Annotated in this window: 16 protein-coding genes; 1 reads left to right on the top strand and 15 read right to left on the bottom strand. The window is 69.5% G+C overall.

Annotation, left to right across the window (positions count from 1 at the left end; translation table 11 throughout):
• From G6N19_RS11020 to G6N19_RS10955, 14 genes are all read right to left on the bottom strand, one after another.
• The gene (locus G6N19_RS11020) at positions 1-1,311 is read right to left on the bottom strand and encodes a class I SAM-dependent methyltransferase (protein ID WP_193464929.1); all 1,311 of its coding nucleotides are present in this window, start codon (positions 1,309-1,311) and stop codon (positions 1-3) included.
• A gap of 112 nt (positions 1,312-1,423) precedes the next feature.
• Complete coding sequence (gene egtE / locus G6N19_RS11015) at positions 1,424-2,563, bottom strand: ergothioneine biosynthesis PLP-dependent enzyme EgtE (protein WP_408632432.1); 1,140 nt, start codon at positions 2,561-2,563, stop codon at positions 1,424-1,426.
• Positions 2,512-3,492, bottom strand: coding sequence for an L-histidine N(alpha)-methyltransferase (gene egtD, locus G6N19_RS11010; RefSeq protein ID WP_193464927.1), 981 nt, complete (start codon positions 3,490-3,492; stop codon positions 2,512-2,514). Before egtD ends, egtE begins: the two co-directional genes overlap by 52 nt.
• A complete protein-coding gene (gene egtC, locus G6N19_RS11005; RefSeq protein WP_193464926.1) occupies positions 3,489-4,190 on the bottom strand; it encodes an ergothioneine biosynthesis protein EgtC in 702 nt (233 codons plus the stop codon). The genes egtD and egtC overlap by 4 nt, the downstream gene beginning before the upstream one ends.
• Entirely contained in the window at positions 4,190-5,494 is a 1,305-nt protein-coding gene (egtB, locus tag G6N19_RS11000; protein ID WP_013830904.1) for an ergothioneine biosynthesis protein EgtB, read from the bottom strand. The genes egtC and egtB overlap by 1 nt, the downstream gene beginning before the upstream one ends.
• The gene (gene egtA / locus G6N19_RS10995) at positions 5,491-6,777 is read right to left on the bottom strand and encodes an ergothioneine biosynthesis glutamate--cysteine ligase EgtA (RefSeq protein WP_193464925.1); all 1,287 of its coding nucleotides are present in this window, start codon (positions 6,775-6,777) and stop codon (positions 5,491-5,493) included. The genes egtB and egtA overlap by 4 nt, the downstream gene beginning before the upstream one ends.
• A gap of 66 nt (positions 6,778-6,843) precedes the next feature.
• On the bottom strand, positions 6,844-7,497 hold the full coding sequence (locus tag G6N19_RS10990) for a sensor domain-containing protein (protein WP_013830906.1): 654 nt from the start codon (positions 7,495-7,497) through the stop codon (positions 6,844-6,846).
• Position 7,498: 1 nt separating this feature from the next.
• Positions 7,499-7,930: an organic hydroperoxide resistance protein gene (locus G6N19_RS10985; RefSeq protein ID WP_013830907.1), complete on the bottom strand. Its 432-nt coding sequence runs from the start codon at positions 7,928-7,930 to the stop codon at positions 7,499-7,501.
• 32 nt (positions 7,931-7,962) lie between these two features.
• Positions 7,963-9,411 carry a catalase gene (locus G6N19_RS10980; RefSeq protein WP_193464924.1) on the bottom strand — a complete coding sequence of 483 codons (1,449 nt, stop codon included), beginning with the start codon at positions 9,409-9,411 and terminating at the stop codon, positions 7,963-7,965.
• Between the two features lie 120 nt (positions 9,412-9,531).
• Entirely contained in the window at positions 9,532-9,894 is a 363-nt protein-coding gene (locus G6N19_RS10975; protein ID WP_041319055.1) for a hypothetical protein, read from the bottom strand.
• 78 nt (positions 9,895-9,972) lie between these two features.
• Positions 9,973-10,356, bottom strand: coding sequence for a hypothetical protein (locus G6N19_RS10970; RefSeq protein WP_083038834.1), 384 nt, complete (start codon positions 10,354-10,356; stop codon positions 9,973-9,975).
• 53 nt (positions 10,357-10,409) lie between these two features.
• Positions 10,410-11,537: a DUF4185 domain-containing protein gene (locus tag G6N19_RS10965; RefSeq protein WP_232062688.1), complete on the bottom strand. Its 1,128-nt coding sequence runs from the start codon at positions 11,535-11,537 to the stop codon at positions 10,410-10,412.
• Positions 11,538-11,620: 83 nt separating this feature from the next.
• Positions 11,621-12,670, bottom strand: coding sequence for an aspartate-semialdehyde dehydrogenase (locus G6N19_RS10960; RefSeq protein WP_013830911.1), 1,050 nt, complete (start codon positions 12,668-12,670; stop codon positions 11,621-11,623).
• A gap of 3 nt (positions 12,671-12,673) precedes the next feature.
• A complete protein-coding gene (locus tag G6N19_RS10955) occupies positions 12,674-13,939 on the bottom strand; it encodes an aspartate kinase (RefSeq protein WP_013830912.1) in 1,266 nt (421 codons plus the stop codon).
• Positions 13,940-14,175: 236 nt separating this feature from the next.
• On the opposite strand from G6N19_RS10955, the gene leuA reads away from it, so the two are divergent.
• Entirely contained in the window at positions 14,176-15,990 is a 1,815-nt protein-coding gene (gene leuA / locus G6N19_RS10950) for a 2-isopropylmalate synthase (protein WP_013830914.1), read from the top strand.
• 10 nt (positions 15,991-16,000) lie between these two features.
• Here leuA and G6N19_RS10945 read toward each other — a convergent pair whose 3' ends face one another.
• Entirely contained in the window at positions 16,001-16,990 is a 990-nt protein-coding gene (locus tag G6N19_RS10945) for a DEDDh family exonuclease (RefSeq protein ID WP_013830915.1), read from the bottom strand.
• Positions 16,991-17,020: the final 30 nt, after the last annotated feature.

The following is a 17,020-nucleotide window of genomic DNA, read 5'->3' as shown; positions in this document are numbered from 1 at the left end:
TTAGGGCTGCCACCAGGGCCGCAGCGGCAATCCCCCGTCCTCGCCTCGCTCACCGACCTTGGTGGCCAACACGTGGTGCAGCTGAAACAGGTTGCGCTCGAAACCGAGTACTGACGCCGCCATGTACAGACCCCACACCTTGGCGCGGCCCAAGCCGACCTCGGCGACGGCCTCGTCCCAGTGGTCGACGAGGTTCTGGCTCCAGCAGCGCAGCGTCTTGGCGTAGTGATGCCGGAAGTCCTCCTCGTGCACCACCTCAAAACCAGCTTGCTGGATCTCGGTGATCACTCGCCCCGCGCCGGTGATCTCGCCGTCGGGAAAGACATACCGGTCGGTGAACGCGTCACCCTTGAACGTCGAGTTGTCCGGCAAGGTGATGCAGTGGTTGAGCAGCAGGCCACCGGTACGCAGCTTCGACTTGAGGAAACCGAAGTACGACGGGTAGTTCTTCACCCCGATGTGCTCGGTGAGTCCGATCGAGGACACCGCGTCGAAGCCGGTCTCGGCCACGTCGCGGTAGTCGCAGTGCCGGACTTCGGCCAGATCGGAGAGCCCCTCGTCGGCGATCGCCCGCTGCGCCCAATCGACCTGTTCGGCCGACAGGGTGGCGCCGACTGCGCGCACCCCGCGGCGGGCGGCGTAGCGCACCATGCCGCCCCAGCCGCAGCCGACGTCGAGCAACCGGTCGCCCGGTTGTAGCCGCAGCTTGTCGAAGATCAGCCGGTACTTGTTCTCCTGGGCTTGCTCCAGCGTCGCCTCGGCGTTCGGGTAGATCGCGCAGGTGTAGGTCATCGACGGACCCAGCACCCACTCGTAGAAGGTGTTGGACACGTCGTAGTGGTGGTGGATGGCATCGGCGTCGCGTGCCTTGGAATGCCGCAGGCCCGCCGCGGTGCGGCGCCACTTGGCCGGCGCTTCCTCCGGCGGCGGGGCGACCGGCTTGAAGTGCCGAAAACCGATCGACCGGATGATGTTGACCAGCGCCTGCGGCGAGGGCTGCTTGAACTCCAGGTCCGCCAGCGCGTTGAGGACCTCGTAGGGGTTTCCCGGGTGCACGCCGCGCAGCTCCAGGTCACCGGCGATGTAGGACCGGGCGATCCCCAGTTGTCCCAGCGAGGTGGCCAGGTAGGTGGTGGCGCGCGGATTGAGCAGATCGACGGCCAGCGCGGCATCATCAGGCCCGACGCTGCTGCCGTCATAGGCGGTGATCTTGATCGGCGGCTGCCCCCCGCCGGCCAGCAACACCAGGATCTCGGCCAGGCCCAGCCGGCCTTTGGTGGAGCGAGCGCGCTCCGATTTCAATGTGGTCATAACTGCACCGTCCCCCCATGTGGCCTCCCCCCCCTTTTTGTGGGCGGCGTTTCCGTCCATACCCACATCACGAGTGGCTCAATCGGGGAAACGGTGCTGGATCTGCAGCGGTTCAGCACGCTGCGGTCACGGCCACCAAAGCCTGGGCGAACGTCGCCAAGTCCGCCTCAGTGGTGTCGACGTGCGGTGAGATCCGCAGCACCGGCGAGGTCAGTTCCAGCGGTGCGCGTTCGACGCCGGCCGCGGTGGTGACGATGCGGTGCTGGGCGAGCAGACCGGAGCGCACCGCCGCCGGGTCGGCGCCCGCCACCGGCGCCAAGGTGGTGATCGCGCTGGACTCCTCGACCGGCTCGACCACCCGCCAGCCCGGCACTTCTGCCAGCACCCGCCGGCTCAGCGCCCCCACCTCGGCCAATCGGGCCCGCACCTCCGCCGGCCCGGCCGACAGATGCCCAGCCACGGCAGCGGAAAACCCCACCTGCGCGGCGACATTCACATCACCGCCTGGCGGTGCGGGCTGCAGCCGCGCGGCCAGCTGCGACCGTATCGCCAGCGCCCCCACGCCGCGGGGACCGGCCAGCCACTTGCGTGACGACGAATAGACGGCATAGTCAGCGGGGCCCCCGACCACGCAGTCGATCTGGCCCAGCGCCTGGGCGGCGTCGACCACCAGCGGCACCCCCGCGTCCGCGCAGATTTGGGCCATGCCGGCCAGCGGCTGCACCAGTCCACGGTGGCTGCTGACCGGGGTGAGGTGCACCAGGTCCGGCGGGTCCGCGGCGAGCGCGGCCGCCGCCTCGTCCAGCACCAGCCGGCCGGTGGCATCGACCGGCAGCAGCTGTCGGGCGAAGCCGTGCACCGCCATGATCGCCAGGTTGGGGCCGTACTCCCCCGGCAGGCAGGCCAGCGTACGGCCGGCGGCCGGCCACCGCGACAGCAGTAGATCCAGCGCGTGCCGCGACCCGGTGCTGAACTGGACCTCGGCGGCAACCATGCCAGTCAGTGCCGCGATAGCAGCCCGGGCGGTGCGAAGCACCGGTGCGGCGGCCTCGGCGGCGACGTAGCCGCCGACCTCGGCCTCATGGCGGGCGTGGCGGGCGGCGGCGTCCATGGCGGCATGGCTCTGCCGCGAGCAGGCGGCGCTGTCCAGGTGCAGTCCGGCGACCGGGGGCCGGGCCGCCCGCCACGCGTCGGCAAGGCTCATCTGAAGGCGAGCGACAGGCCGAAATCGCCCGCCGCGTCGGTCCACCATCGCCGGCGGCGCAGCCCCGCGGCGGCCAACTCGGCGGCGACCTGCTCCGGCCGGAACTTGCAGGACACCTCGGTCAGCATCTCCTCGCCGGCCGAGAACTCGACGGCCAGGTCCAACGCCGCGATCACCACGCGCTGCCGGTGGCGCGACCGCAACCACATCTCGATGCGCTGCTCGCCGGAATTCCACCGCGCCACATGAGCGAACGCGTCCAAGTCGAAGTCGGCGCCGAGTTCCCGGTTGACCACGGCGAGCACGTTGCGGTTGAAGGCCGCCGTGATGCCGGCGGCGTCGTCGTAGGCACGCACCAGCCGCGCGGTGTCCTTGACCAGGTCGGTTCCCAGCAGCAGGCCGTCGCCGTCGCGCATCACCGCGGAGAGATCAGCCAGGAAGTCGGCACGTGGACCCGCCGTCAGGTTGCCGATGGTGGACCCGAGAAACACGAACAGCCGCCTGCCCCCGTCGGGGATCTGCGCCAGATGGTGCTCGAAGTCGCCGCAGACGGCGTGCACCTGCACCCCGGGATAGTCGCGGGCGATGGCCTCCCCCGCCGTCTCCAAGATGCCGGCGTCGACGTCGAACGGGACGAAACGACGCAGCGCTCCGGTGTTCTGCAGCGCATCGAGCAGCATCCGGGTCTTCGCTGAGGTGCCGCTGCCCAACTCGACCAGGGTGTCCGCGGCGGACAGCGCCGCCACCTCCGCGGAGTGTTCGCGGAGGATCTCCGTCTCGGCGCGGGTCGGATAGTACTCCGGCAACCGGGTGATCCGATCGAACAGTTCGCTGCCGACGTCATCGTAGAACCATTTGGGCGGCAACGTTTTCGGATCTTGTTGCAGGCCGAACCGGACGTCGTCGCGCAGCGCGGTGCGGGCGGCGTCGGCGGCCAGATGATTGGACAGCGAGACCGCCGCATCGAACCCCGTCATCGACTTCCTTCCAACGCGGTGACACTGACCTCGCCGTCATGGACGACGACCAGGTGCCGGTCCGGTATGTCTATCCAGCGCGGGTCGTCGTCGTAGGGTTCGCTGGCCAGCACCACACCGTCGGCACCGTGCAACATCGACAAGGTATCCCCCCAGGTGGTGGCCAACAGACGGGAGCCGTTGGCGGCCAAGATGTTCAGCCGCGCCTGCGGATCGGCCGCGGCGGTCTCGAGGATCACCTCCGCCAACGAGTCCACCCCGTGCTCGACGATCGTCGCGGCCAGTATCGCGCTGTCGCAGACGGATTCGGCCTTTGCGTGGCTGGACAGCACCGCGCGGTTCACCACGCCGTTGTGCGACAGCAGCCAGTTGCCTCCCGCGAACGGGGCGGTCGCACTGGCCTCGATCGGCATGCCGACGGTGGCCGAGCGCACCGCGGCCACCACACAATGACTCGACAACACCGGCGCCACCGACGCGAACGAGGTGTCACTCCACAGCGGCGAGGCGCTGCGCCAGCGCCGCGGTTCGCCGCTGCCGCTGACATCGAAGAACCCGGCGCCCCACCCGTCGGCGTTGAGCAGCCCGTGCTGTTGGCGGCGCGGCGCATAGGACTGCACCAGCAGACCGTACGGCGGATCCAGCATCAACTCGGCCAGCGAACGCGGGCTGCCCAGCCAGCCCAGATGCCGGCACATCAGACGTCCCAGGCCAAGCGGACGCCGGCGAAGATCTGCCGACGGTACGGGTGATCCCAGTTGCGGAAGCTGGGCCGTAGGATCTCGGGCGCGACCGCCCATGACCCGCCGCGCAGCACCCGGTAGTCGCCGCCGAAGAACGGCTCGGAATAGCGTTGGTAGATCATCGGTGTAAAGCCCGGCCACGGTTGCAGCGGGGAGCTGGTCCACTCCCAGACGTCGCCGAGCAGCTGTTCGGCCCCGTAGGCCGATGCGCCGTTCGGGTACGCCCCGACTGGGGCCGGGCGCAGTGCCGCACCGCCGAGGTTGGCCAGTTGGGCCGTCGCCTCGCCGTCGCCCCAGGGGCGGCGACGTCGCGCCCCCGCCTGCGGATCCCACGCGCAGGCCTTCTCCCACTCGATCTCGGTGGGCAGCCGGGCGCCGGCCCAGGTCGCGTAGGCCTGCGCCTCGAAGTAGCTGACGTGTTGCACCGGTTCGTTGTCGGGGAGGTCCTCGAGGTGGCCGAAGCGGGTCCGACAGGTGTGGTCGGGACTCCAGAACTGTGGTGCGGTCAGCCCGGCCTGCATCCGGTGGGACCAGCCGCGCTCGGTCCACCACCGCGGTTGCCGGTAGCCGCCGTCGTCGATGAACGCCCGCCATTCGGCGTTGGTCACCGGCACCCGGCCAATCCGGAAGGCCGCGACCTGCACGCGATGCGCCGGCCGCTCGTTGTCGAGCGCGAAGGGTTCGGCGGTGGCATCGACGCCGAGCACGAACTCGCCGGCCGGCACCAGCACCGAGGTCCCGGCCACGCCGGGCCGGCCTGCCGACAGGGGGCGGCCGGCGTCGAGCAGCGGCGCGCCGGTGCGCAGGTTCAGTGCCTGCAGCATGGTCTCGTTGTGCTGGTGTTCGTGACTGACCACCATCCCGAACACGAAACCGTCCGCGAAATCACCGGGCAGCGCGTTCAGTTCGTCGAACACCTTGGATCTGACCGTGGCGCAATATTTCCGGGCCTGCTCCGGGGAGAGCAGCGGCAGGTCGACACGGCTGGCCCGCGGATGGACGAAGGCGTCGTAGAGGCCCTCGACGTCGGCCGGCAGCATTCCGGGCCGGTCCGGGTCCCCGCCGCGCAGCAGCCACAGCTCCTCCTGCTGGCCGATATGGGCCAGGTCCCACACCAACGGGCTCATCAGCGGGTCGTACTGGCGATGCAGTTCGGCCTCGTCGAAGTCGACGAGCGCCAGCGTGCGTTCCCGTGCCCGGGACAGCTCACCGGCCAGCGTCTCGGCCTTGGTGAGGGCCTTGGTGACGCCCTCGGTCACGACCGTCCTCCCGCCAGCCTCGCCACCGTCGCGGTCACGCCGGTGCGAGCCACCTCGTCGGCGACGTCGTCGGCCGGGCAGCGGGCCCATTCGACCATCTCGGCCAACCGGTCCATCCCGTCACGCAGCGAGGCCGGTGCCCGGCCGGCCACCAGCCCCACGCATCGCCGGGCGGCCGCGTGCAGCCGCGGGTCGGCCAGGCCGATCCGGGCGGCGACGTCCCAGGCGGTCGCGACGGGCGCGACGGCCTCGGCGGCGGCGTCGGCCGTGGCCGGGTCGTCGAGCAGGGTCGCCAAGGTGAAGACGATCGCCGGCCAGAGCGCATCACCGACGCTGTCGAGGTAGCGGATTTCCAGCCAGCCGCGGGGGCGCACCGGCGGGAACAACGTGGTCAGGTGGTAGTCGAGGTCGGCGATGGCGGCGCGGCGGCCACCCAGCCGCACCCGTCCGTCGGCCCAGTCGGCGAACGGCACATACCGGCTGACCGGGATGGCGTCGGGTGCATGCACCAGCATCACCGGCGCCTTCAGGGCGTAGCGCGCCCAATCGGAGGCCGGGTCGGTGCCGTCCAGTCCCAGGACGGGACCGCACCGCATCGAGTCCAGCCGGCTCCAGACCCGTTGCCGGGTGGAACGCCAGCCGGAGAACTCCCCGCTCAACAGTGGGGAATTGGCGGCGATCGCGACCATGGTCGGGCCCAAAGCGTGCGCCAGCCGTACCCGGTCGGCCCACCTGGAACGCCGGCCGGCATCCAGGTTGAGCTGGACCGATGCCGTCGACGTCATCATCGCCGCACCGGCCGAACCGGTGTGGCTGGCGGCGAAGAACTGCTCCATCGCCGCGTAACGCGGGCCCGGGTTGATGCGCTGCGTCGGCCGCAACGGGTCACCACCGAGGGCCACCAGCCCCAGTCCGGCCTCGGCGAACGCGGCTCGCAGCACCGCCTGATCGGCGGCCATTGCTGCGATCGCGGCGGGTGCACCGGCCAACGGCGGGCTGGACAACTCCACCGCGCCACCGGGTTCCACGGTGACCCTGCTGCCGCCCGGCAACCCGGGAAGCGACTGCAGCACGTCGCCGATCTCCGCCCAACCGGGTCGCCGAAGCGGATCGGCCGGGTCGAAGCAGTGGGCCTCGATCTCTAAGCCCACCCGGCCCGGCGGCCCATCGGTGAGGCAGCGGTCGGCGATGTACTCGGCGGCTTCGGCGGAACCGGACAGTTCGGTCTCGGCGGGGCAAGGCTCATCGACGCGGGACAGTTGAGTCGCCGCGGCGAGCGCCATATATCAACCCCTCCGCCCGTCGATCTTGTCGACGTTACCGGAGCCACCCGACACGGTGACGGCCCTTTACTGGCCCAGCGAGTTCTGCATCGCTCCTGCCAGCACGTTCACCGCCGGCCCGGCGTTACCGGACTGGCAGACCTTGGCCTGCAGCAGCACGTTGAGCCGCAGCCGGGTCTGGTTGAAACAGCGCCGATCGGTGCCGGCTTCCTGCTTGACCCAGGCGGCGTCGGTCGCCCCGGCCGGCCCGCCGTCGAACGCCCACACCTGGGTGGCCCCGTTGTCCAGGTGCATCGCGGTGGTGCGCCCCGAGCACCCGGCGGTGCGGTCGGTGATGCGGTGGAAGGCCCGGTCGGCGGCGGCCTCGGTGGCGAACACCCCCACCGCCTGCTTGACGAAATGCGTCTGGTCGTTGGCCGCGGTCTGGGTGACCGCGCTGTTGAAGGACGCCAGGTCGGGGTCGTTGTAGACCTCGGACAGGCCGATGTCGGCCCAGTTGTTGCAGGCCGGATCGTCGACCCAGAACGCCTGGAACGGCTGGCCGGACGGCGCGTCCCAGGTCATCGGGGCGCCGACGATGTTGCCGACCGAGCCCTTGGGCAACACCGCGTAGGACACCACGCCGGGTTCAGAAGGCCGCGCCACAGCGGCCGGGGCGGTCGCCGTGGAGGTCACGGCCAGGCCCAGGCCCGCCACCATGAACGTCGCGGCGGCCCGCACGCTATACCTTCGCCGAAACGATGAACTCGGCGTTTCCGCGGGTGGCTCTCGAGTATGGGCACACCTCGTGGGCCCGGGCCATCAGGTCGTCGGCGATGGCCTGCGACAGCCCAGGCAGATTCCCGATGATGGTGCCGGTCAGGCCGAACTCCTCGGTGGCGACGTCCTTGCCCAGCGCGACCTGGACGGTGACGTTGGTGTCGTCGTCCAGGGCGACCGCGGACCGGCGCGCCACCAGTCGCAGGGCGCCCAGGAAACACGCCGCGTAGCCCGCGGAGAACAGCTCCTCGGGGTTGGTGCCCTCACCGTCCCCGCCCAACTCGCGGGGCGGGCGGGTGTCCAGGTCGACGCGGCCGGTCGCGGAGCGGACGTGGCCGTCTCGGCCACCGCCGGTCGCGGTCGACTCGGTGGCGAAAACGACTTTGATGCTCATGGCCCGATCATGCCAGTCCGGCGGCCCGGCCGTCAGGCAAGGTTGGCCCGCACCCCGGCCTCCACATCGCGGCCCAGGTCCTCATCGACGTTGTGCCAGTACTCGAACACCCGGGACAGCACCGGCTCGCGAACGCCGGCAGAGACATGGCCGATGATGTTGGCCGCCAACCGTTTCCGCTGCTCTTCGTCGAACACGTGACGGACCAGGGTTCCGGCCTGCCCAAAATCGTCATCGTCGTCACGCAGCGTGTACGCCGCACGCACCATGTCACCGTCGGCATGCCAGCGCACTTCGGCGGCGCGAGCCGAGTCGGCGACCGGGCCCCCGACCGAGTTCGGCGCGTACACCGGGTCGGACGCGTTGCGGAACCGCATTTTGCCGTCCTTGGAGTACGTGTGCACGTCGGTCTTGGGCGCGTTGACCGGTAGCTGGTTGTAGTTGGTCCCGATCCGGGCGCGGTGGGCGTCGGCGTAGGAGAAGCCGCGGGCCAACAACATCTTGTCGGGGCTCAGCCCGGTGCCGGGCACGGTGTTGCTCGGTTCGAACGCCGCCTGCTCGATCTCGTTGTGATAGTCGGCGACGTTGCGGTCCAGGGTGAAACGCCCGACGTCGATCAGCGGGTAGTCGGCGTGCGGCCACACCTTGGTGAGATCGAACGGGTTGAGCCGGTAGGTCTTGGCGTCCTCGAACGGCATGATCTGCACCTTCACCGCCCAGCTCGGGTGGTCACCGCGTTCGATCGCGTCGTAGAGATCGCGCTGGTGGTAGTCGGCGTCGGATCCCGCGAGCCGCTCCCCGTCTTCCTGGCTGAGGTTCTCGACACCCTGGTCGCTGATGAAGTGGTACTTCACCCAGAAGATCTCGCCGGCGGCGTTGCTCCAGCTGTAGGTGTGACTGCCGTAGCCGTTCATGTGCCGCCAGGATCTCGGCAGGCCGCGGTCGCCCATCAGGTAGGTCACCTGATGGGCCGACTCCGGACTGAGCGTCCAGAAGTCCCACTGCATGTGGTGGTCACGCAGATTGCTTGCCACCAGCCGTTTTTGGGAACGAATGAAGTGCTGGAACTTCATCGGGTCCCGGAAGAAGAAGACCGGGGTGTTGTTGCCGACGATGTCGAAGTTGCCCTCGGAGGTGTAGAACTTCAGTGCGAATCCACGCACGTCGCGCCAGGTGTCGGGGCTGCCGCGTTCACCGGCGACGGTGGAGAATCGGGCCAGCATCTCGGTTTTGACGCCCGGCGCGAACACCGCCGCCCGGGTGTAGGCGCTGACGTCGGCCGTCACCTCGAGGTGCCCGAATGCCCCGCCCCCCTTGGCGTGCGGCTGGCGTTCCGGGGTGCGCTCCCGGTTGAACATCGCCATCTGCTCGAGCAGGTAATGGTCCTGCAGCAGGATCGGGCCGTCCGGGCCGACCGTCAACGAGTCGGTGTCGCTCGGTGCCGGCGCACCGGCCTCGGTGGTGGTGTGGTGCTCGGCCATCGGTCAATCTCCTCTTTTGCTCAAAGGGTTTTGGCTAAAGGGGCCCGCGAGTGTGCGGTTTCCTGCGTGACTCGCCATGCGAGGCGTCGGAAACCGCACCCTCGGCGGGTCTCGTGGGAATTACCGGTGCGGCGGTGCCGGGGGTGCGGACGGCGGCCCCGGCGGCGGACCGACCGGACCGCCGGGCGGATTACCCGGGCCGGCGGGACGGAACCCCGGCCAGCCCGGTTCGTTGCCGGGGCCGGCGGGCCCGAAGCCGGGGCCCATCGGCGGGCCGTGGTGCATCATGCAATGCCCGTGCTGGTGTCCGTGCCAACCACCGTTGCTGAGGTAGCTGCCGGCGCAGAAGATCACCGCGGCGATGAATACGGTCCCGGCGACGATCACCACCCACGCTGCGGCCTGATACAGCCTGTTCGGTTTGGCCGCCGGTGCTGCCGGTGGCGGCGGTGGCGGCGGCTTCGGTGCAGGTGTTTCGGTCATATCGCCCAATCATGCCTGACAACGACGCCAGCCGCCGCCCTTCGGGAGGGGCGGCGGCTGGTTGTTCGTGGCCGGGGCTTACCGGCCCGGCGTGGGCGCCGGGGGGCGGGTGACCGACGGCGGAACCTCGCTGGGTCCCGGGCCTTCCGGTCCCGGCGGCGGCCCCATCCGGCCGGGGCCGTGGTCGGGACCCTGGCGGGGACCGTCGTGGAAGCCCTTGTCAAACCCCTTGTGGAACCCCTTGTGGAACATCGCGCCGTGATGAGGGCCGTGGTGGCAGTGGTGCCCGCGCGGGCCGCCCTTGCTGGCCCACACTCCGGCGAAGAAGATCGACGAGACGATGAAGACGACGCCGGCGACGATGGCCACCCAGGCGGCGAGCCGATAGACCCAGTACGGCTTCGGCTCGACGGGGCCGGGCGGTGTGGCCGGCGGAGTCGTGGTTTCGGGTGTTTCGCTCATGGTTGACATGGTGCGTGGGCAACCACCCCCAACCGCTGGGTGCCGGCTATGCGTCAGCTATGAACGATGCCGGCCGACCAGGGCTTGAACGGGTTCACCGCGAACTGGATCACCCGATACGGCGCCCGGGCCCACGGCTCGCTGTTGTTCCACTGGCTGATGAACACCCGCAGTTCGTCCAGCGTCGACCCCGGTGAGATGTAGCCGCCGTACGGCTGGGCCAGCCGGTTGTCGAACGGCGACGGCAGTGTCTCGACCGGCACCGGCGGGTCCGGCCACTCGGCGTGCTGTACCACCGTGGTCACCGGAGCCGTCCCGAGACCGGTCGGGTCGTAGGCCACCCGCACCTCCATGTTCCCGGTGGTGCCGTTGAAGTAGGACAGCACCGGCTTGCCGTCGATCTGGCGCAGGCTGAGCTCGCCGATCTGGTCGTTCCACAACGGCGTGGGCTTGTGGCCCCAGCCCGTTCCGGCGGCCCAGCCCTGCCAGGCCGACCGGTCGGTGAACTTGTCCGGGGTGACCCGATACAGCGTCACCGACGCGCTGCGGTCGAAGTTGTTGGCCACGACGTACACCCAGCCGGTGACCGAATCCGGTGTCGGAACCGGATCGTAGTAGCCGCTGATCTGGGACTGACCGAAATCCTGGTAAGAGGCCGCCCGCACCGATCCCGGCACCGTCTGCCAACCCGGTTGCGCCGGATCGGCTTTCACCAGCCGTGACGTCTGCGGCACCAGCATCTTGGCGGTGGTCACCATCAGGTAGTTGGTTCGGTTGATCGAGACGATCCCGGCCGGCAACTGCGTGCTGCCGGCCGGCGACGGGTCGGCCAGCAGCGGCCGGTCCACCCCGAGCACGCCGGTGTAGCGCACCCCGACGGAGTCGTCGACCGAGTCCGGGTCGAGCCGCAGCGCGATCGGCGAGTACCAGCCGCCGAACCCCACGCCTTGCCCGGCGAAGCTGTCCCCGCAGATCTGCAGCACCGCGCTGGGGAACTCCATGAACTCGCACAGATCGGTCGCGCCGATGCCGTAATCACCGGTGAGCGTGCCGGTTCCGGCACTCGGGCCGATCCGGACCACCTGCCCTTCAGCCAGCGGCCACAACACCGGACGCGGGCTCGGCGCCGGCGGTTCGGCGTGGGCGACCAGCGGGCCCGTCAGCAGCGCCGCCACGGCCATACCCGTCGCCGAGCGTGCAATCACCGCGAGATTCGTTGCGATCTTTCGCAGCCGGTGCACGTTCGGCGCCCAACGCTGCCGAACTAGGACGCGGCGAGCAGCTCGGCGATCTGAATCGTGTTGAGCGCAGCGCCCTTACGCAGGTTGTCACCGGACACGAACAATGCCAGGCCGTGCCCGTCGGGCGCGCCCGGGTCCACCCGGATCCGGCCCACCAGCGAGTCGTCCGCGCCGGCGGCGGCCAGCGGGGTGGGCACATCGGTCAGCGTCACCCCGGGGGCGGCGTCCAGCAGCTCGGCGGCCCGCTGCGGCGACAACGGCCGGGCGAACTCGGCGTTGATCGACAGCGAGTGCCCGGTGAACACCGGCACCCGCACACAGGTGCCGCTGACCAGCAGCTCCGGAATGCCGAGGATCTTGCGGCTCTCGTAGCGCAGCTTCTGGTCCTCGTCGGTTTCACCGGAGCCGTCGTCGACCAGCGAACCGGCCAGCGCCACCACGTTGAAGGCGATCGGCGCGACGTAGGTGTTCGGCGGCGGGAACTGCACCGCGCCGCCGTCGTGCACCAACTGCTCGGCGCCGTCGGCGACCGCACGGACCTGCTCGGCAAGCTCCTGGACCCCGGCCAGTCCGCTGCCCGAGACCGCCTGATAGGTCGAGACGATCAGCCGGGTCAGGCCGGCCTCCTCATGCAACGGCTTGAGCACCGGCATCGCCGCCATGGTGGTGCAGTTCGGGTTGGCGATGATGCCCTTGGCCAACTTCTTCCCGCGCACGTCCCGGTCGTAGTTCACCTCTGCGACGACCAGCGGAACGTCGGGGTCCTTGCGCCACGCCGACGAGTTGTCGATCACCGTGACCCCGGCGGCGGCGAACCGCGGCGCCTGCACCTTCGACATCGCCCCACCCGCCGAGAACAGCGCGATGTCCAGGCCGGCGGGGTCGGCGGTCTCGGCGTCCTCGACCTCGATCTCGACGCCGCCGAACGCCAGCTTGCGCCCGGCCGACCGCGCCGAGGCGAAGAACCGCAGTTTGTCCGCGGGGAAGTTGCGCTGCTCGAGCAGGGTGCGCATCACCTGGCCGACCTGGCCGGTGGCGCCGACTATGCCGATTGATAACCCCTGGCGACCCATTCGTCAGCGCCCCGTTCCGGCGTAGACGGTGGCTTCCTCGTCGCCGCCGAGGTCGAATGCCTGATGCAGCGCGACCACGGCCTTGTCCAAGTCGTCCTCGGCCACCAGCACCGAGATGCGGATCTCGGAGGTGGAGATCAGGTCGATGTTGATGCCGTTATCAGCCAGCGTCTCGCAGAAGGTTGCCGTGACGCCCGGGTGGCTGCGCATGCCCGCCCCGACCAGCGACACCTTGCCCACGTTGGTGTCGTAGAGCACCTCGGTGAAGCCGATCTCGGTCTTGAGCGATTCCAGCTTGGCCACCGCGGCCGGGCCGTTGTCGCGCGGACAGGTGAAGGTGATGTCGGTCTTGCCGTCCTCGAGCTTGGAGACGTTCTGCAACACCATGTCGATGTTGATGTCGGCGTCGGCGACCGCGCGGAAGATCTTGGCCGCGTAGCCGGGCAGGTCGGGGATGCCGACGACGGTCACCTTGGCTTCGCTCTTGTCGTGGGCGACTCCGGTCAGCAGCGCGTCTTCCATGGGGATGTCCTTGATCGATCCGGTAACGATGGTGCCGGGCTTGTCCGTGTACGACGAGCGCACATGAATCGGCAGGTGGTAGCGGCGGGCGTACTCGACGCAGCGCAGCATCAGCACCTTGGCGCCGCAGGCGGCGAGCTCGAGCATCTCCTCGAAGGTGACGGTGTCCAACTTCTTGGCGTTGGGCACGATGCGCGGGTCGGAGCTGTAGATGCCGTCGACGTCGGTGTAGATCTCGCAGACGTCGGCGTTCAGGGCCGCGGCCAGCGCCACCGCGGTGGTGTCCGAGCCGCCGCGGCCCAGCGTGGTGACGTCCTTGGTGTCCTGGCTGACGCCCTGGAAGCCCGCGACCAGCACCACCTGATTCTCGCCGAGCGCAGCCTGCAGCCGGCCCGGGGTGACGTCGATGATCTTGGCCTTACCGTGTACGCCGGTGGTGATCACCCCGGCCTGCGATCCGGTGAAGGAGCGGGCCTGACAGCCCAACTCCTCGACGGCCATCGCCACCAGCGCGTTGGAGATCCGCTCGCCTGCGGTGAGCAGCATGTCCAGTTCCCGGGCCGGCGGCGCCGACGAGACCTGTTGGGCCAGGTCCAGCAGGTCGTCGGTGGTGTCCCCCATCGCCGAGCACACCACGACGACGTCGTCACCGTCGTTCTTGGTCTCGACGATGCGCTCGGCGACGCTGCGGACCCGATCGGCGTCGGCCACCGACGAGCCGCCGTATTTCTGCACGACGAGCGCCACTATTGGTCCCTTCCTCGGCTGGGCTCGTCCCAGAATAGGGGAAGCGGCTTTGGGCGCTGACGCTGCGCCCGGGGCCGTTTTCCGCAACGGCCGTCTGAGCGCGTAAACTCCACGATGTGCAGCGGGTGCTCCTTCTCGGACGCCGCGGCGGGGTCTGATCCAGACCGGCTTCCCGTCGCGGGCCTTTCGCGATGCGCCGGTCTCCAATTCCATCTGAGAACCCCGGAGCAATCACCGTGACCAGTTTTTCGCAGGCCTCCCCAGACGCCTTCACGTCGGGACGCCGCATCACCAAACCCGTCGGGCCGCCCAACCCCGGCCAACCCGGCTGGAACACCCAGCGCGGCTCGGCGATGCCGATCAGCCGGTACCGCAGTTTCGCCGATGAGGTGGAAAACATCGTCCTGCCCGACCGCACTTGGCCGGACCGCGTCATCGAGCGCGCCCCGATGTGGTGCGCGGTCGACCTGCGCGACGGCAACCAGGCGCTGATCGACCCGATGAGCCCGGCCCGCAAGCGTCGGATGTTCGACCTGTTGGTGGCGATGGGCTACAAGGAGATCGAGGTCGGGTTCCCCTCGGCCAGCCAGACCGACTACGACTTCGTCCGCGAAATCATCGAAGCCGGCGCCGTCCCCGACGACGTCACGCTGCAGGTGCTCACGCAGTGCCGCGACGAGCTGATCGAGCGCACCTTCGAGGCCTGCGACGGCGCTCCGAACGTGATCGTGCACTTCTACAACTCGACGTCGATCCTGCAGCGCCGGGTGGTCTTCCGTGCCGACCGCGCCGCGGTGCAGGAGATCGCGGTGGCCGGGGCGCGCAAGTGCCTGGAAGAGGCGGCCAAATATCCGGGCACCCGGTGGCGCTACGAGTACTCCCCGGAGTCCTACACCGGAACCGAACTGGAGTACGCCAAAGCGGTCTGTGATGCGGTGGGCGATGTGATCCAGCCATCGCCCGACTCGCCGATCATCTTCAACCTGCCGGCCACCGTGGAGATGGCCACCCCCAATGTCTACGCCGACTCGATCGAGTGGATGCACCGAAACCTCAAGCGACGCGACTCGGTCATCTTGAGCCTGCACCCGCACAACGACCGCGGCACCGCTGTCGCCGCAGCGGAGCTGGGCTATCAGGCCGGGGCGGACCGCATCGAGGGCTGCCTGTTCGGCAACGGCGAGCGCACCGGGAATGTCTGCCTGGTGACGCTGGGGCTGAACCTGTTCTCGCGTGGGGTGGACCCGCAGATCGACTTCTCCAACATCGACGAGATCCGCCGCACCGTCGAGTACTGCAACCAGCTGGGCGTGCCCGAGCGCCACCCCTACGGTGGCGACCTGGTCTACACCGCGTTCTCCGGCAGTCACCAGGACGCGATCAACAAGGGCCTGGACCAGATGAAGGTCGACGCCGATGCCGCCGACTCGGATGTCGACGACATGCTCTGGCAGGTGCCCTACCTGCCGATCGATCCGCGCGACGTGGGCCGCACGTATGAGGCGGTGATCCGGGTCAACTCGCAGTCGGGCAAGGGCGGGGTGGCCTACGTGATGAAGACCGACCACGGGCTGGTACTGCCACGGCGGCTGCAGATCGAGTTCTCCAAGGTGATCCAGCAGTTGACCGACGGCGAGGGCGGCGAGGTCACCCCCAAGGAGATGTGGGACGCGTTCGCCGAGGAGTACCTGAACCCGATCCGTCCGCTGGAGCGGATGCACCAGCGGTTGATCGCCGCCGAGACCGACGACGGCACCGACCGCATCGAGGCCACGGTGTTGGTCGACGGGGTGGAGACCGAGATCGCCGGCGCCGGCAACGGGCCGCTGGCCGCGTTCGTCGACGCGTTGAGCGACGTCGGGATCCACGTCAACGTGCTGGACTACTCCGAGCACGCGATGAGCGCCGGCGAGGAGGCCCAGGCCGCGGCGTATGTGGAAGCGTCCCTGGGTGACCACACGGTGTGGGGTGTGGGGATCGCGTCGTCGATCACCACGGCGTCGCTGCGCGCGGTGGTCTCGGCGGTGAACCGGGCGGCCCGGCTCGGCTGAGCCGACCCGCTCAGAACAGCGAGATCTGCTCGCCGGCCGGGCCGGTGTCGGCGAACTGCTCGACGTCGGTGCCGTGGACGACCCCGGTGACGGCGTTCATGAAGTGCTCGTCGGAGACCGTCGGCACGCCGAGTTCCCGCGCCAGGTAGCCCTTGCCCTGCTCCGGGCTGTCGTCGTTGCAGATCACCAGCGAGGTGTTGGCGTCCACGACGTCGCTGTAGGCCAACCCGGCGAACAAGATCCGTTCGACGAGTTCCTCGTGGGTGCGGCGGCATTCCGCCGACAGCGCCACCCGCATGCCCTGCACCAGCGGGCGCCCCCGCACGTAGCGTCCCGGGTTGAGGTAGGCGCACGGCATCCGCGAGGCCAGCGCCTTCAGCGGCCGCAGTTCCTCGTGGGTGATCCGGCCGTTGGGCCACCGACGCCGGGTCACCGGCCGCACCGGCAGCCACACGTCACGCTCCCGGGCGCGCTGCAGGGCCGGCTCCAATACGCCGGCCAGCACTCGGGCGTCATCGAGCGCGTCGTGCGCCCTCGTCTGCACCACACCCCAGTGCGCTGCCAGTGTCTGCAACCGCAGGTTGGCCAGGCCCAGGTCGAGCCGCCGGGTCAACTCCAGGGTGCACATCACCGAGTCGACGGGCAGTTCCGCGCCGGCCATCTCGGCCTCGGCGGCCAGGAACGTGTAGTCGAAGGCCACGTTGTGGGCCACCAGGGTGCGGCCGGCCAGCAGCGCGGCGACCTCGTCGACGACATCGGCGAACTGCGGCTGGCCCGCCAGCATCTCGGCGGTCAGCCCGTGCACATGGGTGGGGCCCGGGTCGGTGCCCGGATTGACCAGGTGCGACACCGACTTCTCGATTCGCCCGTCGGCGTCGAGTGCCAGGGCCGCGAGGCTGAGCACCCGGGCCTGTCCGGGCCGGAACCCCGACGTCTCGACGTCGACGACCACCCAGCCGTCGCCGGATTCGCGGGCCGGGCGCCCCCACAGCGCACTCATGCCATGAGAATGGCACGCCGGGGTGAGCGA

This window comes from Mycobacterium novum, from assembly GCF_010726505.1.
Classification (GTDB): Bacteria; Actinomycetota; Actinomycetes; order Mycobacteriales; family Mycobacteriaceae; genus Mycobacterium; species Mycobacterium algericum.
This window is presented reverse-complemented; position numbering and strand designations above follow the sequence as displayed.